Raw genomic sequence first — 20,836 nt, 5'->3', positions numbered from 1 at the left:
GCGGCGGGACGGATCACGCGCTCAGCGCAGGAACAGTCGCGCGTTCGCCTGCTCGGCGTCGGCGTACTGCGTCGCGGCGAGCCCCAGCGCGCGATTGAGGTTGGCGAGGCTCTGCTCCACCTGCAGCTGCGTTGCTCGCCAGTCGCTGACGGCGCCCTGGAACGCGGTCGCGGCCTGGCCGGACCAGGAGGACTGCAGCCCGGTCAGTTGCCCGAGGAGCGAGGCCACCTCCGCTTGGATGCGGCCGATCGTGCCCTGCACGGCCTGGGTGGTGGCGGACACCTGTGCGGCGTCGACGTGGTACGTGGTCATGGAGCTTCCCTTCGCTCGGCTGATGCCTGCCACGGTATGGGCGGGCGCCGAGCCGGCGGCTGTGCCGCAAGGCATGCGGGTGCGGCGTCCGGAGACTGGCCGCTTGGGGAGGGGGAGTGGAGTGACCAGCTGAGCGCGTGCATCGGCCAGAATTCAGGAGCCGCTCCCGCCAGGCGCGTTCAGAATTCAGGAGACTGTCGCGCTCGTCGCGTGGGCAGCAGGCATTTCTACCGCACTGGTGATGTCGTGGGCCGCAGCATCCCTGAATTCCGGCGTGTGCGGATGCCGCTGCCGAGCGCCGGTTCCTGAATTGTGGACATCGGCCTTACCCGCGGCAGCGGGCGACAGCGGTGCGTCAGCCCTGGGTGACCGGCTGCGGGGCCGCCGTCGACCCCGCGAGCGGCAGCGACACCCGGAACGTCGCGCCTCCGCCTGGCGTCTCGACGACGTCGACCGTGCCGTTGTGCGCCGCCACGATCGACGACACGATCGCGAGGCCCAGGCCGGATCCGCCGGTCTCGCGCGTGCGCGAGGTGTCGGCGCGCCAGAACCGCTGGAAGATCTTCTCGCGGATCTGGGGCGCGATGCCCTCGCCGTGGTCGATGACCTCGATCATGGCGCGTTCGGCGGGGTCATCGACCGAGACCCGGATCTCGATGGGGCTGCCGTCGGTGGTGAACCGGATCGCGTTGGCCATCAGGTTCGTGAGGACCTGGCGGATCTTGTTCTCCTCGGCGAGCACCACCGCGCGACGCACCGGCACGATGGCCCCGGAGGCCGCGCCGGGGCGGCGCGCGGCATCGCCCGACGTCGCGCCCGGCGTCGCGCCCGGCGTCGACGTGTCGGCCACGGTCGCGACGCCGGACTCGACGGCGGCGCCGCGCGACCTGGAGCCGCCCGATCGCCGCGACGAGGCACCGGATGCCCCGGCGCCCGCCCGATGGCCCGATCCTCGTCGGCCGCCGCCGGCGCCCTCGCCGCGATGGCGGCGGCCGCGGAGACGAGCCAGCGTCGCGCCGGCGAACGACATCGCCCCGGTCACCGGGCGCTCGGGTTCGAGTTCGACGACGACCTCGGTCGGCGGTTCGCCCGCGGCATCCGGCTCACCGGTCTCCTCGGGGGCGATGACGGTGACGAGGCGACCGGGGTGGGCGGCCATGGCGTCGAGCGCGGCGTCGCGCGCGAGCGGCACCAGGTCGACCTGGGCGAGCTCGAGCGGCTTCGCCTCGTCGAGTCGGGCGAGGGCCAGGAGGTCCTCGACGAGGCCGCCCATGCGGATGGCCTCCTTCTCGATGCGGTCCATGGCCTGGCCGACCTCATCGGGCGTCTGCAGTGCGCCCATGCGGTAGAGCTCGGCGTACCCGCGCACCGACACGAGCGGGGTGCGCAGCTCGTGCGACGCGTCGCCGACGAACCGGCGCATCTGCTCGATCGTGCGGGCGCGGTCGCGGAACGCACGGTCGATGCGGTTGAGCATGGTGTTGAGCGATCGGTTGAGCCGGCCGACCTCGGTGTTCGGGGTGGCGCCGCCGAGGCGCTGGCTGAAGTCGCCGTCGGCGATGGCGGCCGCGGTGCGTTCGACCTCGCGGAGCGGGGCGAACGTCGTGGTCACGAGCATGCGGGTGAGCAGGGCGCCCACGAGCACGACGCCGAGGCCGAAGCCGAGGAAGATCGTGAGGTAGACCGCGAGGAGGCGCTCGGTGTCCTTCGAGGAGATCGCGATGATGATGGGCGCGTAGTTGCCCTGGTTGTCGGCCTGCATGAGCGCGGTCACCGCACGGTAGGTGCGCGCGCCCTTCGAGTCCTTGAGCTGGATGACGGTGAACTCGCCCGGGTTGAGGTCCGTGACCTCGGCCTGCGTCAGCGTCTCGGGGATCTGGGGCGTGTCGTGGTCGCTGTTCGCCCAGTTGTTGCCGACGTATTCGCCCGACGGCCGGTACACCGCCACGAAGACGTCCTCGGAATCGCTGAAGTCGCGCCCGTAGAGGTCTTCCGATCGCGTGTCGCCCGGCTCGAAGTACTTGGCGAGGTCTCCGGTCGCGAGTGCCTCGAGCTTGGAGGCCATCTGCTCCTCGACGTAGGAGCGGAGCATCGCCGCGGTGCCGATGCCCGAGACGAGGAGTCCGAGCGTGAGCATCAGCACCGTCACCCCGGTGATCTTGGTGCGCAGTGAGATGCGGTTCCACCGCTCCGAAATCGTCTGATGCATCGCGGCCCGAGTCTAGGCGGTGAAGCCTGAGTCAGGGCTTCGAGGACTTCAGCATGTACCCGAATCCGCGCTTGGTCTGGATGAGCGGCTCGGTCGAGTGCTGGTCGAGCTTGCGGCGGAGGTACGAGATGTAGCTCTCGACGATGCCCGCGTCGCCGTTGAAGTCGTACTCCCACACGTGGTCGAGGATCTGCGCCTTCGAGAGCACCCGGTTGGGGTTCAGCATGAGGTAGCGCAGGAGCTTGAACTCGGTGGGGGAGAGCTCGACGGGCACGTCGCCGACGAGCACCTCGTGCGTGTCCTGGTCCATCGTGAGTTCGCCGGTGCGGATGACGGCGTCCTCCTCGGCGTGCATCGTGCGCCGGAGGATGGCCTTGATGCGCGCCACGATCTCGTCGAGGCTGAACGGCTTGGTCACGTAGTCGTCGCCGCCCACGGTGAGGCCCGTGATCTTGTCTTCCGTGTCGTCTTTCGCCGTGAGGAACAGGATGGGGGCGGTGTAACCCGCCGAGCGCAGGCGCTTCGTGACGCCGAAGCCGTTCATGTCGGGCAGCATGACGTCGAGGATGATGAGGTCGGGCTCCTCCTCGAGCACGGCCGAGATGGTCTGGGCGCCGTTGCCGACGGCGCGGACGGCGAACCCGGCGAACCGCAGGCTGGTGGTCAGCAGGTCGCGGATGTTGGGTTCGTCGTCGACGATGAGAATGCGTGGTCCGTCGCTCATGCGAACAGTCTCTGCGCGTTGGCTGAAACCTAGCTGGGAACTCCTTGGACAGCCGGGTCGCCGGGCGGAGCCGAGTCGCGCGGTGCGATGCGGACACAGCAGCGTCCGGCGCCGGGGTCGAGCCGAACCCGCTCGGGGTCGTCGCCGACCGCCTCGGCCATGCCGCAGACCAAGGACTGGTTGAGGGCGCACACGATGCCGGGGTTCTCCTGCGCGAGGACGTGGAACGGGCACGTGCCGAGCACCAGGTCGACCCCTTCGGCGATCGGCTCCATGCCGAGGTGATCGAGGGCGTCGGGAAGGCTCGCGGATGCCTCGGCGATGCGGGCTCCCGTGCTCGTCGCCGCCGCGCGGAGTGCCTCCATGACGGGCACGTCGCCATCGTCGGCGACGGCGATGGCGCGGGCCATGATGCGTCCGGCGAGCTCGTAGAGGCGACGCGGAAGCTCCACCGCGAGGTCGGTGTCCGTGCGCCGGTACACCTTCGCGGGTCGGCCCTGTCCTGGACCGGTGCGCTCGCCGAGACGGCGGAACTCGGCATCGAGGAGTCCTTCGGCGGCGAGCCGGTTGAGGTGGAATGCGGCCGTCGACCGGGGAACGTCGAGCGCCGCGGCCACCGCGTCGTGGCCGAGTGGCTCGGCGCTGCGCGCGACGGCGTCGTAGACGCGGCGCCGCAACGGGTCGGCAAGGGCCGAGACGGCGCTCACGCGCCGCTCGAAGGTGGCTTCGTCGTCGGATGCCATGACCCGATCCTACTCTAAAAACAACGATCATTGACAAAAGAACGACACCGGCATAGCGTCGGAATCGACGGAAGGTGTTGGAGATGACCTCGATCGAACTCGCCGAGCAGGGCGTGTCCCGGCCCCACCTGCATGCCGTCGGCGCCGCGGCCGAGGCCGCGGGCGACGAGCTCGTGACAGCCGGCGAGGTCGTGGCATACGCCGAGTCCGCCATGCACGTCGATCGGGCCAGGGCCGCCGCCGCGGTCGCCGAGCTGCTCACGGCGCTCGGTCGCGACATCCGCTCGGCGCACCTCGCCGAGACCCCGCGCCGGGTGGCCGACTCGTTCATCGAGTTGCTGACGCCCCGGCCCTTCGAGGCCACGTCCTTCCCCAACGACGAGGGGTACGACGAGCTCGTCGTGGTGTCCGACATCCCGTTCGACTCCCTCTGCGAGCACCACCTGCTGCCGTTCAGCGGCACCGCCCACATCGGGTACGTTCCCGGTGACCGCATCCTGGGCCTGTCCAAGTTCGCCCGGGTCGTCGAGCGGTTCGCCCGCGACCTGCAGGTGCAGGAGCGACTGACGCACCAGGTGGCCCGATGGATCGACGCCGAGCTCGCTCCGCTCGGCGTCGGAGTGGTGCTCGAGGCCGAGCACCTCTGCATGTCGCTCCGCGGCGTGCAGGTCCGCGGCGCCCGCACGGTGACGAGCTCCTTCACGGGAGTCGTGCGCGACGACGAGCGCACGCGACGCGAGTTCCTCGAGCAATGCGGAGTGCGCGCCCAGTGAGTGGGCCCGACCAGTGAATGAGGTGGATGAGATGCCCGAACAGGAAGCGATCGTCATCGTCGGCGGCGGACTCGCCGGCGCCCGAGCGGCCGAGGGGGCACGCGACGCGGGATACGACGGCCCGCTCGTGATCGTGTCGGCCGAGCACGCCCTGCCCTACACGCGACCGCCGCTCTCGAAGGAGTTCCTCGCGGGTGACGCCGAGCGCGAGAGCATCGACGTGCACCCCGAGGCCTGGTACGCGGACCAGCGCGTCGACCTCGTCCGCGGTCGACGCGCCACGCGACTCGACCCGGCGACGCACACCATCGAGCTCGACGACGGCGCGACCCTGCGATACCGTCGCGCGCTCCTCGCCACCGGCGCATCACCGCGCCGCTTCGGCGGCCCCGGCGGCGACCTCGCCGGGGTGCACCTCTTGCGCACCGTCGAGGACTCGGCGGCGCTTCGCGAGGCGCTCCGGCCGGGCGGCCGCCGGATCGTCGTCATCGGCGCCGGCTGGATCGGCCTCGAGGTGGCCGCCGCGGCGCGCGGGTACGAGAACGACGTGACGGTGCTCGGCCTCGAGACCGTGCCGCTCAACGCGGCGATCGGCGACGACGCCGGCTCGGTCTTCGCCGCCCTCCATCGCGAGCACGGCGTCGACCTCCGCATGTCGACGAGCGTCGCGGGCATCCGCGGCGACGCCGGCACGGCGACGGGCGTCGAGCTCGAGGGCGGAGACGTGGTGCCTGCCGACGTGGTGGTGGTCGGCATCGGCGCGATCCCCGAGACCGGCCTCGCCGAGGGGGCGGGCCTCCAGGTCGACCGCGGGGTGGTGACGGATGCCGCGTTCCGTACGAGTGCCGACGACGTCTACGCCGTCGGCGACGTCGCGAGCGTCTTCCACCCGGTGCTGCAGCGGCCGATCCGCATCGAGCACTGGGCCAACGCCGAGAACGCCGGAAAGGCCGCCGGGCGCTCGCTCGCCGGTGAGCGTGTCGAGTACGACGAGATCCCGTACTTCTACACCGACCAGTACGATCTCGGCATGGAGTACTCCGGGTACGGCGTGCTCGCGGCCGACGTGACCCCGGTGTTCCGCGGCGATCGCGACGCCCGCGAGTTCGTCGCGTTCTGGCTCCGCGACGACCGGGTCGTGGCCGGCATGAACGTCAACGTGTGGGACGTGAACGAGACCGTGCAGGGGCTCATCCGCTCGCGCGTCGTCGTGGATCCCGCGCGCCTCGCCGACCCTGCCGTGCCGCTGGATCAACTCGCCGGAGCCGCCTGATGGGCGTGGCCTCCTGATGGGCGTCGCCTCGGCCACCATGCGCCGGAGCATCGGGCCGCGCGAGTTCGACTTCGCCCGGCAGGTGGCCGTCATGGCCATCGTGAACCGCACGCCCGACTCGTTCTACGATCGCGGGCGCACCGACTCCCTCGATGCCGCCGTCGCCGCCGCGCATCGCGCCATCGAGGAGGGCGCCGACTGGATCGACGTGGGCGGCGCGAAGTTCGCCCCCGGGCCGCCCATCCCGGTGGCCGAGGAGCTCGAGCGCGTCGTGCCGGTCATCGCCGCGCTCGCCGGATCCGGCGCGGTGGTCTCGGTCGACACGTTCCAGCCCGAGGTCGCCCGCGAGGCGATCGCGGCGGGCGCGCACGTCGTGAACGACACGACCGGCCTGCGCGACCCCGCCATGGTCGACGTCGTCGCGGCGACCGGGGCCGCGGTCGTCGTGACGCACAGCCTCGCCGCCCCGCGCACGCCGTTCCCGTCGCCCCGGTATGACGACGTGGTGGCCGAGGTCGTCGAGTTCCTGCAGGAGCGGGTCGCCGTCGCGGAGGCCGGCGGCGTGGCATCCGACCGCCTCATCGTCGACCCCGGCCACGATCTCAACAAGCACACGCTCGACTCGCTCGAGCTCACCCGACGGCTCGACGAGGTGGTCGCGCTCGGCTACCCCACCCTCGTGGCCCTCTCGAACAAGGACTTCGTGGGCGAGAGCCTCGGTCGCCCGCGCGAACAGCGCGTCGAGGGCTCGATCGCCGCGGCGGCGTACAGCGTCATGCGCGGCGCGCGCATCGTGCGCGTGCACAACGTGCGCGAGACGGTCGACGCCGTTCGCATGGTCGAGGCGATCGAGGGGTGGCGCGAGCCGGTCTTCCTGGAGCACAACCGGTGACCGCGGCGATCGGGCGAGACGCCCTGCTCGAGGCGTACGCCATCGACGACCGCGCGACGCCGCGCGTGCGCATGAACTTCGTCATGAGCCTCGACGGCGGCGTGACGCTCGAGGGGCGCAGCGGCCCGCTCGGCGACGCGAGCGATCGGCTCGCCATGGCCGCGCTGCGCACGCTGGCCGACGTCGTCCTCGTCGGCGCCGGCACGGTGCGCGTCGAAGGGTACGGCGGGGTCGAACTCGATGACCCGGATGTCGCCTGGCGCCGTGCACACGGTCTGCGCGACCTGCCTCGGCTCGCGGTGGTCTCCTCGCGGCTCGACCTCGGCCCCGAGCACGCGTTCTTCGCGTGCGCCGTGGAACGGCCCCTCGTCGTGACGCATGCGTCCGCGCCGACCGACCGGCGGGAGGCGCTCGCCGAGGTGGCCGACGTCATCACCTGCGGCACCGACGCGGTCGACGTGCGCGAGATGCTGCGCGCGCTCGCCGGCTCCGGCATGCCGCAGGTGCTCTGCGAGGGCGGCCCCCACCTGTTCGGCGCGCTCCTCGATGAGGACCTCGTCGACGAGCTGTGCCTCAGCCTCAGCCCGACGCTCGTGGGCGGCGACCCGGCCCGCATGGTGCGCGGGGCGGGCGAGGCCGACCGTCGGATGCGTCTGGTGCACGCGATCCCCGCGGGAGATCTGCTGCTCCTCCGCTACGCCAGGCTCGGGTAGGCCAGCACGCGGCCCGCAACGCGGATCGCGACCCGGGAGCCGACGGGCAGGAGGCCGGCCGCGGTCACTCGCGCCCGCAGCCGCAGGTCGTCGGCGACGAGCGTGAGCATCGCGTCGTGTCCGGTGTAGCTGATGTCGGCCACGGTGGCGACGAGCCCGCCGTCGGTGCCGGTGCCCGCCGCGCCGCTCGCGTCCAACGGCGTCAGTGCGAGCTCCTCGGGACGCACGAGCACCTCGACCGGTGCGCCGTCGACGGGTGCGTCGGCCACGGAACCGGAGGCGGGATCGCCCGACACCCAGTCGGCCGGGATCCGCCCCAGCGTGCAGGCGACCTCGTCGCCGTGCCACGTTCCCGGCAGGAAGACCGCGTCGCCGACGAACCCGGCCACCCATGGCGTGGCGGGCCGGCGGTACACCTGCTCGGGCGTGTCGAGCTGCAGGACCTCGCCGCCGCGCATGACCGCGACGAGATCGGCGATCGACAGCGCCTCGGCCTGGTCGTGCGTCACGAGGATGCCGGTGACGCCTTCCTCTCGCAGGAGCTCCCGCACCGACCCGCGGAGCTCCGCGCGCAGGATCGGGTCGAGCGCGCCGAACGGCTCGTCGAGGAGTACCACGTCGGGCGCCGAGGCGAGCGCGCGCGCGAGTGCGACGCGCTGGGCCTGACCGCCCGACAGTTGCGTGGGGAGGCGGTCGCCGAGTGCGCCGAGGCCCACGAGGTCGAGCAGGCGCTGCACGTCGGCGTTGCGTGCGGCGCGGCGGGCGCTTCGCGCGGAGCCCCGCGCGCTCGGCAGGCCGAACGCCACGTTCTCGGCGACGGTGAGGTGGGGGAACAGCGCGGCATCCTGCGGCACCCAGCCGATGCGCCGCTTCTCGGGCGCGAGGTGGATGCCGTGGGTGGTGACCATGCGCTGGCCGATGCGGATCTCGCCCGCCCGCGCACGCACGAGGCCGGCGATGGTTCGCAGCAGGGTGGTCTTGCCGCATCCGCTCGGGCCGACGATGGCGAGCAGGGCGCCGTGCGGCACGTCGACGTTCACGGAGTGGAGCACGTCGGCGGCGTCGTAGCCGACCACGAGGTCGCGCACCTCGAGCCGGCTCACGTCGCGACCTCGTCGAACTCGCCCGTGCGTGCGCGCGAGAGGAGGAACGCGGGCACCGCTGCGACCACGAGCAGCGCGAGGGCGTAGGGCGCCGCGGCGCCGTAGGCGGAGACATCCGTGCGCGACCAGAGCTCGGTGGCGAGCGTGTCGGTGCCGGTCGGGCGGAGGAGGAGCGTCGCGGGCAGTTCCTTCATGGCCGTCACCGTGACGAGCAGCGCCGCCGCGGTGATGCCGGGCCGCGCGAGCCGTGCGGTGACGAACCACCACGTGCGCACCCGGCCGTTGCCGAGCGTGCGCGAGACGTCCTCGAGCGAGGTTGGCACCTGCGCGGTGGCGCTGCGGATGCCGCCGATGGCCTTGGGCATGAACAGCACCCCGTACGCGAAGGCGAGCACGAACGCCGTCTGGTAGAACACCGGCACGACGGCCAGCGAGAAGAACACGAGCGAGAGTCCGACCACGATGCCCGGAAGGCCGAGGGCGAGGTAGCCGGTCGTCTCGACGGCACGCACGATGCGGCCGCGGTACCGGGCCGCGAGGATCCCGATGGGCAGCGCGAGCAGGATCGCCACGATCGCGCCGCCCGCCGACAGCAGCACGGTGTTCATCACCGCGGCTCCGAGCTCGCGGGCGTCGAAGGTGCGCAGCGTCTGCGCCTCGAACAGGCGGACCACGAGCACCGCCACGGGCACCACGACCGCGAGCGCCGGCGGGATGACGAGGAGCGCGAGCGCGGGGATCGTCAAGCGGCCGAGACGCACCTGCCGCTTCCGGGCCGGCCCCGTCACGGCCCCGAACTGCCGCGCGGCCCGACCGCGGGCCGCCTGCTCGCCCACCACGACCGCGACCGCGAGCAGCACCAGGGTCGTCGCGAGGATCGCGGCGTAGTCGCGGTTGAAGCTCGCCCCGTACGCCTGCTGGATCGCCGTGGTCAGCACCTGGAAGCGGAACAGGGCGACCCCGCCGAAGTCGCTCAAGGTGTAGAGGCACACGAGCAGCGCGCCGGCGAGCACCGCGGGTCGGATCTGCGGAAGGGTGCCGAGCCGGAAGGCCGCGATCGGCCCGCGGCCGAGCGTGCGGGCGACGTCGTCGAGACCGGTCGTGCCGGCCCGCAGGGCGGCCGCGACGGGAAGCGTCACGTAGGGCACCGCGACGAGCGTCAGCACGAACCACGAGGCCCAGAAGCCCTGCATCCACGGCAGCGCCGCGAGCCAGCCGTAGGCCGCGAGGTACGACGGCACCGCGAGCGGCAGCGCCGCGAGCATGGTCCACGCGGCGCGGCCGCGAAGCCGGGCACGGGCGAGCACGTAGGCGCTCGGCACGCCGATCGCCACGGTGGCCGCGGTGACGGATGCCGCGAGCAGCACGGTGTTGCCGAGCAGCTCGGGTACGCGCGGGCGGCTGAGCAGCTCGAGCACCTGCTCGAGACCCGCGGAGCCCACGCGCACGAAGAGGTAGACGAGCGGGATCGCTGCCAGCGCGCACGCGGCGACCGCCGCGGCGAGCAGCACGCGCGGCGGTCGGAGCGGGCTCGCGAGGGACATCCGTCTCAGCCTACGGCTCGGAACCGTTACAGGAGTCCGGCGTCGGCCAGCAGCTCCTGCGTCTGCTCGAGGGACTCCAGGTCGGAGAGGTCGAGCTCGGGGTTCACGAGGCTGTCGAGGGCGGGCAGGCCCTCGGGTGCGTCGATGCCGGGCAGCAGCGGGTACTCGAAGGTCTCCTCGACGAAGTAGCGCTGGGCCTTCTCGGACACGAGGTACTCGATGAACGCGAGGGCGTCGGGGTCGCCCTCGGCGCCCTTCAGGATCGCAGCGCCGCTCACGTTGACGATGCCGCCCGGGTCGCCGGGGAGGAACTCCAGCTGCGCGCGCATCTCGTCCTCGCCGAGCTCGGCCGCCCGCTCGAACCAGTAGTAGTGGTTGATCAGCCCGATGTCGGCCTGACCCGCGTTCACCAGGTCGAGGGTCGCCAGGTTGTTGTCGGTGAGGATGGGGTCGTTCGCGGCGATCGCGTCCACCCACTCCGCGGCCGCCTCCTCGCCCTCGAGCACCCGCAGCGCGGTGATGAACGACTGGAAGCTCGCGTTGCCCGGCGCGAAGGCCACCCGGCCCTTCCACTCGGGCGCGGTCAGCGCATCGACCGTGTCGGGCACGGTCTCGCTCGTCAGGTGCTCGCCGTCGTACGCGATGACGCGCGCACGGCCCGTGACGCCGATCCAGCTGCCGTCGTCGGACGTGAAGCCGGCCGGGATGAGGTCGGCGAGCTCGGCGGGCACCGGCGTGGTGAGTCCGGCGTTCGCGATCGAGCCGAGTGCGCCGGCGTCCTGCGAGAAGAACACGTCGGCGGGGGTGCGCTCACCCTCCTCGAGGAGCAGTGCGTTGAGCTCGGGGCTCGTCGCGTAGCGCACGTCGACCTCGATGCCCGTGTCCTCGGTGAACTGCTCGAGGAGCGGCCCGATGAGCGCCTCGTTGCGCCCCGCGTAGATGGTGAGCGCGCCGTCGTCGGTCGACCCCGAATCGGGGCTCGCGGTGCACGCCGAGAGCGTGAGCGCGATGGCGGCGAACGCACCGAGGGCGAGGGCAGGGCGGGATGAGCGCATGGAGGTCGGTCTCCGGAACGTCGGGTGAGCTGCCGCGAACTGCGGCTTAGGTAAGCCTAAGCTGAATGGCGGCAAGCGCAAAGTCGGCGACGTCCGATGACGCGGCGCGATCCGACGGTCAGGCGGCCTCGAGGGCGTGCGCGTCGAGGATCGTGTAGCTGTAGCCCTGCTCGGCGAGGAAGCGCTGTCGGTTCTGCGCGAAGTCCTGGTCGACCGTGTCGCGGGCGACGAGCGTGTAGAAGTTCGCCGAGAGGCCCGACTCCTTCGGCCGCAGCAGGCGGCCGAGTCGTTGCGCCTCCTCCTGTCGCGAGCCGAACGAGCCCGACACCTGGATCGCGACGGTCGCCTCGGGCAGGTCGACCGAGAAGTTGGCGACCTTCGACACCACGAGCACCGGAGTCCTTCCGTCGCGGAACTCCTGGAACAGCCGCTCGCGCTCGTCGACGGGCGTCGACCCGGTGAGCTGCGGCGCGCCGAGCGCCTCTGCCAGCTCGTCGATCTGGTCGAGGTACTGGCCGATCACGAGGATCCGCTCGCCCGCATGCCGGGCGACGAGTTCCTTCACGACGCCGAGCTTCGCGGGTGCCGTCGCGGCGAGCCGGTAGCGCTCGTCGTCGGCGGATGCCGCGTACGCGAGCCGCTCCGACTGCGGCAGGTCGATGCGCACCTCGTAGCAGGCCGCGGGGGAGATGAAGCCCTGCGCCTCGATCTCCTTCCAGGGGGCGTCGAACCGCTTCGGCCCGATGAGCGAGAACACGTCGCCCTCGCGGCCGTCCTCGCGCACGAGCGTCGCGGTGAGGCCGAGCCGCCGTCGGGCCTGCAGCTCGGCCGTCAGCTTGAACACGGGTGCGGGCAGCAGGTGCACCTCGTCGTAGACCACGAGGCCCCAGTCGAGGGCGTCGAGCAGCGCGAGGTGCGCGTACTCGCCCTTCCGCTTGGCGGTGAGGATCTGGTAGGTCGCGATGGTGACGGGCTTGATCTCCTTGACCTGACCCGAGTACTCGCCGATCTCCTCCGCCGTGAGCGAGGTGCGCTTCAGGAGCTCGTCGCGCCACTGGCGCGCCGAGACCGTGTTCGTCACGAGTATGAGCGTGGTGGTCTTCGCGGTCGCCATCGCGCCGGCGCCCACGAGCGTCTTCCCGGCGCCGCACGGCAGCACGACGACGCCCGAGCCCCCGTCGAAGAAGTTGTCGACGGCCTTCTGCTGGTAGTCGCGAAGGTGCCAGCCGTTCTGCCGGAGGTCGATCTCGTGCGGGGTTCCGGGTGTGTAGCCGGCGAGGTCCTCGGCCGGCCAGCCGAGCTTCACGAGCTCCTGCTTCAGCTGCCCGCGCGCCCACGGCGCCACCAGGAAGCTCTCGTCGTCGAGACGCTCGGTGAGGAGGGGCGAGATGCGCTTGGCGTTCGCCACCTCGGTGAGCACCGCGATGTCGGAGGAGTGCAGGCGCAGGTCTCCGTCGTCGGTGCGGTCGACCACGAGCCGGCCGTAGCGGCCGACCGTCTCGCGCATGTCGACGGCCACGGTCTGCGGCACGGGGAACTTCGCGTAGCGCTCGAGCGTGCCGAGCATGTCGGCGGCGTCGTGGCCGGCGGCGCGGGCGTTCCAGAGTCCGAGCCGGGTGATGCGATACGTGTGCACGTGCTCGGGTGCGCGCTCGAGCTCGGCGAACACCGCGAGGTCGTGGCGAGCGTCCTCTGCGAGCGGGTGCGCCACCTCGAGGAGCACGGTCCGGTCGCTCTGCACGATGAGGGGGCCGTCTGACATAGCGTTCGAGTCTACGCCCGGTTCATGGGTGCGAGGCCGAGGCGACGCCCCGGTGCGCGTGGCGGTGGCGGGTCCGTTCGCTTCGACGGGCTCAGCGACCGGTCCCTGAGCTCGTCGAAGGGGCCGCGGTCGCTCACACGTTCGTCGGCGCCTGCGACACCGCCGCGATCGCCGACAGCGGCAGCGTGCGTTCGATGTCGGCCTTGCGGTCGCGCGCACGGAGCCGGCCGTTGGCGACGCTCGCGGGCGCGAGGAGGTAGTCGGCCGTCTGGCCGCCCGGCATGCGCACGGTCACCGTCAGCGTCTCCTTGGCCCGAGCGGCCGCCTCGAGCTGCCTGGCCAGCCACGCCTGTTCGGTGGCGCCGTCGTCGCCGGTCGCGAGCACGCGGTCGAGGAGCGCGGCGATCGGGTCCGTCTTCGGCGGCGGCGGGGGAGCAGCGGCGAGACGGTGCCGACGCAGTCGCACGATCTCGCCGTTCGCGTTCTCGGCGGCGACCGGGTACTTCGCGTCGGACAGGGCCCAGAACACCACGTCGGCCGGGAAGCGCGACAGGAGTCGGTGCGGGCCCGCCTGACGCAGGCCGAGCGAGGCGAGGGACTGGTCGACGGCGAGCGTGCGAACGAGTTGCTCGTCGTCGGAGCGGACCGCGGACCGCGCCGGAGCGTCGCGCTCGTCGGCCGTCGCCACGCGCACGCTGCCGAACCGGGCGGCCGCCTCGCCGACGAGGTACGCCAGCGGCTGCGGGATGCCCGTGAGCGAGAGGCCCTTGAGGAACGCGAGGATGGTGTCGGCCGTCTCGCCGGCGGCGAGTCCGCGGTTCACGGATGCCCCGCTGATGCGATACGTCGAGGCGAGGTCGCGGCCCTCGACGTCGGCGAACCCGCGCAGCCGCGAGTCGAGCTCGGGCTCGAGCGGACCCGGCGAGACCACCGAGAGATCGTGCTGGAGGTAGACCTTGTCGACCTGCGCCGGGAAGTGCGCGGCGAGCATGCGGGCCGCGCGGTCGATGTCGCCCCCGAGCACCAGGCGACCCGACTCCACGGGCTCGCCGGCGACCGCGAGCCCGAGCGCCTCGGCGTCGTCGACCAGCCGGTCGAGCGCCTCGTCGATCCAACGGCCGCCTGCGGGGTAGAACCATCGCACATCGTCGCGGAGGTCGGTCGCCGTCAGGGTCTCGCTACGTCGTGCGACGAGGTCGCGCAGCGGTGCGGGGATGCGGTCGTGCCAGCACTCCGCGAGCCGCCGCCACCGCGCGGCGGCGCTCTGCTGCGTCCACGCCGCCCCGAGGTCGGATTCGAGCCAGAAGGCGCCGTCGCGCACCACGAGGCCGGCCTCGTCGGCACGGTGGAAGAGCCGGGGGAGCGCGTCGAGCTCGATGCCGGCCGACTCGGCGAGCCGCTTCGAGTCGGGCAGGGCGAGCCCACCCTTCGCGAGCTCGCGCGCGGGCTGGTTGCCGAGCTCTGCGAGAAGCTCCGACGTCGCAGCCACCGTCGCGTAGGCGGTCTCGGCGGCGCGGCGTTCGAGGAGGCTCCGGTCGACATCGTCGACGGCGGCGAGCACGGCGGGCGCCGGTGCCGCGAGCTCCTCGGCGGATGGGAGGTCGCGGCCGGTCAGCACCGCGAGGCGCGCCGTGATCGCCGTCGGCACGTGGACGAGCTCCTGGTCGGGGTCGCCGGGCACGACCAGGAGGGTCGCGGCGAGCTCGGCCAGCAGGCCGGCCGCGGCATCCGACAGTCGCTCGGAGCCTCCCAGCCGGCCGAGCTCGGTGCGCACGGCTCCGATCGTGGTCGACCCGTGATCGTCGGCGATGCCCGAGGCGGCGACGAGCACCGCGAGGTGCCGCCGGTCGAGCCGGCTCAGCGCGTGGTCGATCGAGTCGGGCGCGAGCAGCGCCTCAGCGAGGTCGAAGAGGTCGCGGGCGCCGGTCGTGTCGAACTCGCGCGTCCGCAGTGCCGACGCGAGTTCCTCTCGCGGCAGCCCCCGGAGTCGTGCGGCGAGCTCGAGCATCGGCCCCCGTCAGCTCGATCCGGCCGTGGACTGGCGTCGTCGTCGGACGGCGTTCGCGATCAGCAGCGCGATGAGCAGGAGGAAGGCGAGGGGCAGGCCGAACCACGGCAGCATGATGACGAGGGGCCAGGCGCCCTTGCTGAACCCGTCGTCGGCGGCGGCGCCTGCGAGGGTGCCGAACATGACCGCAAGGAACGCGAGGATCGAGACCCCCACCAGGCCGACGAACATGTACGCCAGGATGCGCTCGGCGCGGTGCTCGGTGATGGGGCCGGTTTCGCTCACCTGTCAAGAATAGGGCAGCGGGCCGACCGAGCGGTTGCGGCCTCCTAGACTGGTGCCTGCACCGCGACGCGATTCCGCGCGCCTTCCGACGCAAGCGAGGTTCCACGATGCCCACCGGCAAGGTCAAGTTCTACGACGAGGAGAAGGGATTCGGCTTCATCAGTTCCGATGACGGCCAGGAGGTCTTCCTCCACGCATCCGCTCTTCCCGCCGGTGCGACCGTGCGCGCGGGCACGCGTCTCGAGTTCGGCGTCGCGCAGGGCAAGCGCGGCGCCCAGGCGCTCTCGGTGCGCGTGCTCGAGGCTCCCGTGAGCCTCGCCAAGATCAACCGCAAGCCCGCCGATGACATGGCCATCATCGTGGAGGACGTCGTCAAGGTGCTCGACGGCATCGGCGCCGACCTGCGCCGCGGTCGCTACCCCGACAAGTCAAAGGCCCGCACGGTGGCCGCCGTGCTGCGCAAGGTGGCTGACGACCTCGATGCCTGAGCCCTCCGAGCAGGTCGACACGACGCCCGAACCCGTCGAGGTGACGGCCGGTACCGGCGAGCCGGCTCCCGAGTCCGGCGAGATCGCGGCGACGGATGCCCCTGCGCCCGCGCCCGTGGCCGATGAGGTGCTGCTCGGCGCCGTCGACCTCGCTCGCCGCGCGCTGCTCGAGGTGACGCGCCCCGAGACCGTGGGTTCCGTCGTCGGTCACCTCGTCGAGGGCGATCACGTGCTCACGCTGCTCTTCGCCTCCGACCTCTCGGGGTATCCCGGGTGGCACTGGAGCGTGACGATCGCCCGCGTCGAGGGAGCCGAGCCCACCGTGCTCGAGACGGAGCTGATGCCCGGCGACCGCGCGCTGCTCGCGCCGGAATGGGTGCCCTGGTCCGAACGGCTCGCCGACTACCGGGCGGCGCAGGAGGCGCTGGCCGCGGCCGCCGCCGACGGCGTCGAGGTCAACGCCGCCGAGGAGGAGGACGAGGGCGACGACTTCGACGACGACCTCGACGAGGACGAGGACGAGGACGAGACCGATCTCGACGACGAGGCCGAGCTCGACGCCGCCTTCGGCCACGACACGGGCGACGACGAGTTCGACGGCATCGACATCGACTCGCTCGACGATTCCGCCGCGGACGACGAGAACGACGACGTCGAGAACGACGACGTCGAGAACGGCGACGTCGAGAACGGCGACGCCGGTACCGCGGAGGACGCCGGCGAACCCGAGGCGGATCAGGCGGCGGAGTCGCGCTCCTGACGCGCGATCCGGCGACGGATCACCTGCACCACGACGAGCCCGGCGACCCCGATACCCACCCCGATCGCGGCGGCCCAGACGAACCACCCCAGCCCGGCGTCGATGAGCTGCGGGCGCATCACGATCGCGACGATGAGCGCGGCCAGCCACGCCACGGTCCCGACGAACATCGCCTTGCGCGCGTCGGCCCGCGCCGGCGCGGGATCGGGGCGCCGCTCGGACTCGCTCAGCCAGAGCCGCATCGGCGTCAGTCCATTCGCTCGAGCACGTAGTCGATGGAGGCGGTGAGCGCGCGCACGTCATCGGGCTCGATGGCCGTGAAGGTGGCCAGGCGCAGCTGGTTGCGCCCGAGCTTGCGGTACGGCTCGGTGTCGACGACGCCGTTCTCGCGAAGGATCGACGCGATGCGCGCGGCATCCGTCGACTCGTCGAAGTCGATCGTCACGACCACCTGCGACCGGTCGGCGGGCTCCGCCACGAACGGGGTCGCGACCTCGGTGCGCGCAGCCCAGTCGTAGAGCACCGACGAGGACTCGCGGGTGCGCGCGTCGGCCCAGCCGAGCCCTCCGGAGCTGTTCATCCAGTCGACCTGGTTCTCCATGAGCAGGAGGGTCGCGAGCGCCGGGGTGTTCAGGGTCTGGTTCAGGCGCGAGTTGTCGACGGCGTTCTTCAGCGAGAGGAACTCCGGGATGTAGCGGTCGCCGGCCGCGAGGCGCTCGACGCGTTCGATCGCGGCCGGGGAGAAGAGCGCGAACCAGATGCCCCCGTCGGAGGCGAAGTTCTTCTGCGGGGCGAAGTAGTAGACGTCGAACTGCGACGGGTCGACCTCGACGCCGCCCGCGGCGCTCGTCGCGTCGATGACCGTGAGTGCGCCGTCGTCGCCCGGGACCCGGGTCACGGGCGCCATCACACCGGTGGAGGTCTCGTTGTGCGGCCATGCGTAGACGTCGATGCCGTCGACGGGCTCGGGGGCGGAACGCGATCCGGGCTCGGCGCGGCGCACGTCGGGCGCCTCGAGCCACGGTGCACCCGCTTCGACGGCGAACTTCTGGCCGAACTCGCCGAAGGAGCAGAGCTGGGCGCGGCGTTCGATGAGGCCGGATGCCGCGGCATCCCAGAACGCGGTCGACCCGCCGTTGCCGAGCACGACCTCATACCCGTCGGGCAATGCGAACAGGTCGGCGAGACCCGCGCGCACCCGGCCGACCAGGTTCTTCACCGGTGCCTGGCGGTGGGAGGTGCCGAGGAGCTTCGGGCCCTCGGCCGCGAGATGGGCGAGCTGCTCGGGCCGGACCTTCGACGGCCCGCAGCCGAATCTTCCGTCGGCGGGCAGGAGGTCGCTGGGGATCACGAGGCTCGGCATGCGTCGAGTCTACCGAGCGAGGGCCGACCGGTAGGCTTGGTGACGGTTGCGACAGGGAGGCTGCAGGTGACCGACCTCATCGACACGACGGAGATGTACCTCCGCACGATCCTCGATCTCGAGGAGGAGAACATCGTGCCGTTGCGTGCTCGCATCTCCGAGCGTCTGGGCCATTCCGGTCCCACGGTCTCGCAGACCGTTGCCCGCATGGAGCGCGACGGGCTCGTCGTCGTCACCGGCGACCGCCACCTCGAACTCACCCCGTCGGGCCGCAGCAAGGCCGTGCACGTCATGCGCAAGCACCGGCTCGCCGAACGACTGCTCGCCGACGTGATCGGGCTCGACTGGGAGTACGTGCATGACGAGGCATGTCGCTGGGAGCATGTGATGAGCGAGCAGGTCGAGCGACGGCTCATCGAGATCCTCGGGCAGCCCCGCGAGTCGCCCTACGGCAACCCCATCCCCGGTCTCGAGGAGCTCGGCCTCCCCGCGGGCGACACGTTCATGACCGGCGTCGTCCGCGTGCTCGACGCGCTCTCCACGTCGAGCGGGCCGGTCACGGGCGTCGTCCGACGGCTCGGCGAACCGGTGCAGTTCGACCCCGAACTGCTCGGCGAGTTGAAGCGCGCGGGCATCATCCCAGGGGCCAAGGCGACCTTCACCATGACGGGCAACAGCGTGCGCGCAGAGGTCGACGGCGTCGCCGGCGGCCTCGAACTCCCTCGCGACGTCGCCGGCCACCTCTTCATCGCGGAGGAGCGCACGCGAACGAGGTAGCGTCGGGCGCGCCGTGATGAAAATGTGACATTCGGGCGAACCTCGCGTATCGTCGGTCGAGTCCGCCGGCAAGAAGCCGGTCGGCGGAACAGGATCGAGATCGCCCCCCGGCGCCCACCGCTCGATTCAGAACCCGTGACGCGCCACGTGCGCATCAGGTGGGACGGCAGCGATGTCGTGGGGCGGAGGTACACGTTTTGGCTCGATTCCCCCGGCGGCGTCAGATCCGCACCATCGCTCGAGGGGCCGCATCGAGGGCGAACACCGCCCCGAAGGCTCCGGCAGTCCGCACCGAAGACCTCGCCAGCACCGTGCGCAGCGCGCCGCTCGCGTCGACCCGCTGCCTTCGGCGTGGCGGCCTCGCGAACGTCGTCGTGATGACGGTTGCGGCCGGCATCGTGGGCACGCTCGCCATCCCGGCCTACGCCTTCGCGCCCGGCACCGGCGGCCTGCAGTTCGGCACCTCCGCCGAGACGGCGCTCACGAAGGCGCAGGCGCAGACGGTCGAGGTCACCGACGACGTCATCGCGGCGCCGATCACCAAGGACTCCTACGCGGCCGTCAGCGGCGACGAGATCCGGGCGGCCGAGGAAGCCGCCGCGGCCGCCGAGGCGGCGCGCCAGGCCGCCGAGGCGCAGATGGCCTCGTATGCCGCGGGCTATTCGGGGCCCTCGGCCTCCGAACTCGCCGCCTCGCCCGTCTACGGCTCGGCGGATCCCGCGAGCGTCTACTCCGTGGCGCAGCAGTACCTCGGGGTGCCCTACGTCTACGGCGGTGCCACTCCCGCCGGCTTCGACTGCTCGGGGCTCGTGAAGTACGTCTACGCGCAGTTCGGCATCGACCTGCCGCACTCGTCGTCGGCCCAGGGCGCGGCGGGCACCCAGATCAGCGAGTCCCAGGCCGTTCCCGGCGATCTCGTGGTGATGTCGGGGCACATCGGGTTCTACGCCGGCAACGGCATGATCCTGCACGCGCCGTACGAGGGAACGGTGGTGCGCGTCCAGCCGATCTGGACGAGCGACTACTGGATCGTCCGCATCTGACATGTGAACATCGCGTGACGCGATGCCCGATTGGCGCGCCGGAGGGTTCCGGTGCGCCGATCGTGCTTTAGCCTTGTACTCTGACGATCCGAGAGCCGGTAAGGGAAGCCGATGGCCGAGACGCGCAGCACCCATTCCACGGGTTTGCGCGCGCACTTCGACCAGCGGCGCAGTAGTCAGCCGAGCATCCTCCGCGCGAACGCGCCGACGGGCACTGTCTTCATGACGGTGCCCGTTCTTCGTTTCCGGGGCGATTCGCGCGCGGTCCTGACGCCGTCCCCTGCACGTGCACGTGAGTTCGAGTCGTCGATCCGTTCACGCGGCTGGAAGCCATCCAGCCCCGATCGAAAGGCACTCCATGCGCACCCTCGTGCTCAACGCGGGATATGAGCCGCTCGCCGTCGTCTCCTTCAAGCGCGCCCTGCTGCTCGTCATGAACCAGAAGGCCACCGTGATCCTCCACGAGGAGGGCAATCCCGTGTGCGCGGCGAGCGGCACGTGGCAGCGGCCGAGCGTCATCCTGCTCACGAGGTACGTGCGAACCCCACGCCTGCACCAGGTGCCGGTGAGTCGTCGCGGCGTGCTCCGCCGCGACGAGCACCGCTGCGCCTACTGCGGCCGCTCGGCGGCGACGATCGACCACGTGCTGCCGCGGTCACGCGGGGGGCGCGACACCTGGGAGAACCTCGTCGCCTGCTGCCTGCGGTGCAACAACACGAAGGGCGACCACACCCCTGCCGAGATGGGCTGGGAGCTGCGCTTCACGCCGCGGATGCCGCAGGGCCGCAACTGGGTGGTGCGCGGGTTCGAGCGTCCGCTCCCGCAGTGGGACGAGTTCCTCTCCACCGCGGCCTGAGCCCGAGGCGAGGTCCGGTCATCACGGCGCGTCGTGCCGACGGTGGTGACAAGGCGCGCGGACGTGCCCTATCGTGGTACGAGTCCGGAGCCACCCCGACCTCCGGATGACATGACGCCAACCCGTTTCCGGCGCTGCAGCGCGGCACTTCGA

Annotated in this window: 21 protein-coding genes; 9 read left to right on the top strand and 12 right to left on the bottom strand. The window is 71.8% G+C overall.

All coding sequences use genetic code 11. The features are described from left to right. Positions 1–21: 21 nt before the first annotated feature. The 4 genes from ACVFI9_RS14765 to ACVFI9_RS14750 all read right to left on the bottom strand — a co-directional run bounded on the left by ACVFI9_RS14765 (position 22) and on the right by ACVFI9_RS14750 (position 3,988). Positions 22–312 carry a WXG100 family type VII secretion target gene (locus ACVFI9_RS14765; RefSeq protein ID WP_474762961.1) on the bottom strand — a complete coding sequence of 97 codons (291 nt, stop codon included), beginning with the start codon at positions 310–312 and terminating at the stop codon, positions 22–24. A 355-nt stretch (positions 313–667) separates the two neighbouring features. Then, complete coding sequence (locus ACVFI9_RS14760; protein ID WP_474762960.1) at positions 668–2,521, bottom strand: sensor histidine kinase; 1,854 nt, start codon at positions 2,519–2,521, stop codon at positions 668–670. 31 nt (positions 2,522–2,552) lie between these two features. After that, positions 2,553–3,245, bottom strand: a complete 693-nt coding sequence (locus tag ACVFI9_RS14755; protein ID WP_130353365.1) for a response regulator transcription factor — start codon at positions 3,243–3,245, stop codon at positions 2,553–2,555. A gap of 29 nt (positions 3,246–3,274) precedes the next feature. Further along, the gene (locus tag ACVFI9_RS14750) at positions 3,275–3,988 is read right to left on the bottom strand and encodes a helix-turn-helix transcriptional regulator (protein WP_474762959.1); all 714 of its coding nucleotides are present in this window, start codon (positions 3,986–3,988) and stop codon (positions 3,275–3,277) included. Between the two features lie 83 nt (positions 3,989–4,071). Between ACVFI9_RS14750 and folE the strand changes: the two genes are divergently transcribed. Genes folE through ACVFI9_RS14730 form a run of 4 tightly spaced genes read left to right on the top strand, consistent with a single transcriptional unit; the run spans position 4,072 to position 7,639 of the window. Beyond that, positions 4,072–4,761, top strand: coding sequence for a GTP cyclohydrolase I FolE (gene folE / locus ACVFI9_RS14745; RefSeq protein WP_474762958.1), 690 nt, complete (start codon positions 4,072–4,074; stop codon positions 4,759–4,761). 31 nt (positions 4,762–4,792) lie between these two features. Next, positions 4,793–6,034 carry an NAD(P)/FAD-dependent oxidoreductase gene (locus tag ACVFI9_RS14740; protein WP_474762957.1) on the top strand — a complete coding sequence of 414 codons (1,242 nt, stop codon included), beginning with the start codon at positions 4,793–4,795 and terminating at the stop codon, positions 6,032–6,034. 37 nt (positions 6,035–6,071) lie between these two features. Then, the gene (gene folP, locus ACVFI9_RS14735) at positions 6,072–6,926 is read left to right on the top strand and encodes a dihydropteroate synthase (RefSeq protein WP_474762956.1); all 855 of its coding nucleotides are present in this window, start codon (positions 6,072–6,074) and stop codon (positions 6,924–6,926) included. Next, positions 6,923–7,639 carry a pyrimidine reductase family protein gene (locus ACVFI9_RS14730; protein ID WP_474762955.1) on the top strand — a complete coding sequence of 239 codons (717 nt, stop codon included), beginning with the start codon at positions 6,923–6,925 and terminating at the stop codon, positions 7,637–7,639. The genes folP and ACVFI9_RS14730 overlap by 4 nt, the downstream gene beginning before the upstream one ends. Here ACVFI9_RS14730 and ACVFI9_RS14725 read toward each other — a convergent pair. The 6 genes from ACVFI9_RS14725 to ACVFI9_RS14700 all read right to left on the bottom strand — a co-directional run bounded on the left by ACVFI9_RS14725 (position 7,621) and on the right by ACVFI9_RS14700 (position 15,396). Next, positions 7,621–8,742: an ABC transporter ATP-binding protein gene (locus ACVFI9_RS14725; RefSeq protein WP_474762954.1), complete on the bottom strand. Its 1,122-nt coding sequence runs from the start codon at positions 8,740–8,742 to the stop codon at positions 7,621–7,623. The two genes, ACVFI9_RS14730 and ACVFI9_RS14725, sit on opposite strands and share 19 nt — an antisense overlap. Next, positions 8,739–10,286 carry an ABC transporter permease gene (locus ACVFI9_RS14720; protein WP_474762953.1) on the bottom strand — a complete coding sequence of 516 codons (1,548 nt, stop codon included), beginning with the start codon at positions 10,284–10,286 and terminating at the stop codon, positions 8,739–8,741. The genes ACVFI9_RS14725 and ACVFI9_RS14720 overlap by 4 nt, the downstream gene beginning before the upstream one ends. Positions 10,287–10,312: 26 nt before the next feature. After that, entirely contained in the window at positions 10,313–11,341 is a 1,029-nt protein-coding gene (locus ACVFI9_RS14715) for an iron ABC transporter substrate-binding protein (RefSeq protein ID WP_474762952.1), read from the bottom strand. A gap of 118 nt (positions 11,342–11,459) precedes the next feature. Next, positions 11,460–13,103 (bottom strand): DNA repair helicase XPB, encoded by a 1,644-nt coding sequence (locus ACVFI9_RS14710; protein ID WP_474762951.1) that lies wholly within the window; start codon positions 13,101–13,103, stop codon positions 11,460–11,462. Between the two features lie 133 nt (positions 13,104–13,236). Then, a complete protein-coding gene (locus tag ACVFI9_RS14705) occupies positions 13,237–15,111 on the bottom strand; it encodes a helicase-associated domain-containing protein (RefSeq protein ID WP_474762950.1) in 1,875 nt (624 codons plus the stop codon). Positions 15,112–15,120: 9 nt separating this feature from the next. Next, on the bottom strand, positions 15,121–15,396 hold the full coding sequence (locus tag ACVFI9_RS14700) for a hypothetical protein (protein WP_474762949.1): 276 nt from the start codon (positions 15,394–15,396) through the stop codon (positions 15,121–15,123). A 107-nt stretch (positions 15,397–15,503) separates the two neighbouring features. Here ACVFI9_RS14700 and ACVFI9_RS14695 point away from each other — a divergent pair, with 107 nt between their 5' ends. Together ACVFI9_RS14695 and ACVFI9_RS14690 are read left to right on the top strand one after the other, a co-directional pair. Then, positions 15,504–15,884: a cold-shock protein gene (locus tag ACVFI9_RS14695; RefSeq protein WP_474762948.1), complete on the top strand. Its 381-nt coding sequence runs from the start codon at positions 15,504–15,506 to the stop codon at positions 15,882–15,884. Beyond that, positions 15,877–16,644 (top strand): DUF3027 domain-containing protein, encoded by a 768-nt coding sequence (locus ACVFI9_RS14690; protein ID WP_474762947.1) that lies wholly within the window; start codon positions 15,877–15,879, stop codon positions 16,642–16,644. Before ACVFI9_RS14695 ends, ACVFI9_RS14690 begins: the two co-directional genes overlap by 8 nt. Here the strand turns inward: ACVFI9_RS14690 and ACVFI9_RS14685 are convergent. Next, positions 16,620–16,886 (bottom strand): DUF2530 domain-containing protein, encoded by a 267-nt coding sequence (locus ACVFI9_RS14685; RefSeq protein ID WP_474762946.1) that lies wholly within the window; start codon positions 16,884–16,886, stop codon positions 16,620–16,622. The two genes, ACVFI9_RS14690 and ACVFI9_RS14685, sit on opposite strands and share 25 nt — an antisense overlap. 5 nt (positions 16,887–16,891) lie before the next feature. Next, positions 16,892–18,007, bottom strand: coding sequence for a phosphoserine transaminase (gene serC / locus ACVFI9_RS14680; protein WP_474762945.1), 1,116 nt, complete (start codon positions 18,005–18,007; stop codon positions 16,892–16,894). Positions 18,008–18,073: 66 nt separating this feature from the next. On the opposite strand from serC, the gene ACVFI9_RS14675 reads away from it, so the two are divergent. From ACVFI9_RS14675 to ACVFI9_RS14665, 3 genes are all read left to right on the top strand, one after another. Next, the gene (locus ACVFI9_RS14675) at positions 18,074–18,784 is read left to right on the top strand and encodes an iron-dependent transcriptional repressor DtxR (protein ID WP_474762944.1); all 711 of its coding nucleotides are present in this window, start codon (positions 18,074–18,076) and stop codon (positions 18,782–18,784) included. A 377-nt stretch (positions 18,785–19,161) separates the two neighbouring features. After that, positions 19,162–19,827, top strand: coding sequence for a C40 family peptidase (locus tag ACVFI9_RS14670; protein WP_474762943.1), 666 nt, complete (start codon positions 19,162–19,164; stop codon positions 19,825–19,827). A gap of 358 nt (positions 19,828–20,185) precedes the next feature. Continuing rightward, positions 20,186–20,683, top strand: a complete 498-nt coding sequence (locus ACVFI9_RS14665; RefSeq protein ID WP_474762942.1) for an HNH endonuclease — start codon at positions 20,186–20,188, stop codon at positions 20,681–20,683. The last annotated feature ends 153 nt before the right edge of the window (positions 20,684–20,836 follow it).

The sequence above is a fragment of the Agromyces sp. NSFZ genome (assembly GCF_056156205.1).
The sequence above is the reverse complement of the archived record's forward strand: the minus strand, read 5'-3'. Positions and strand labels throughout refer to the sequence as shown.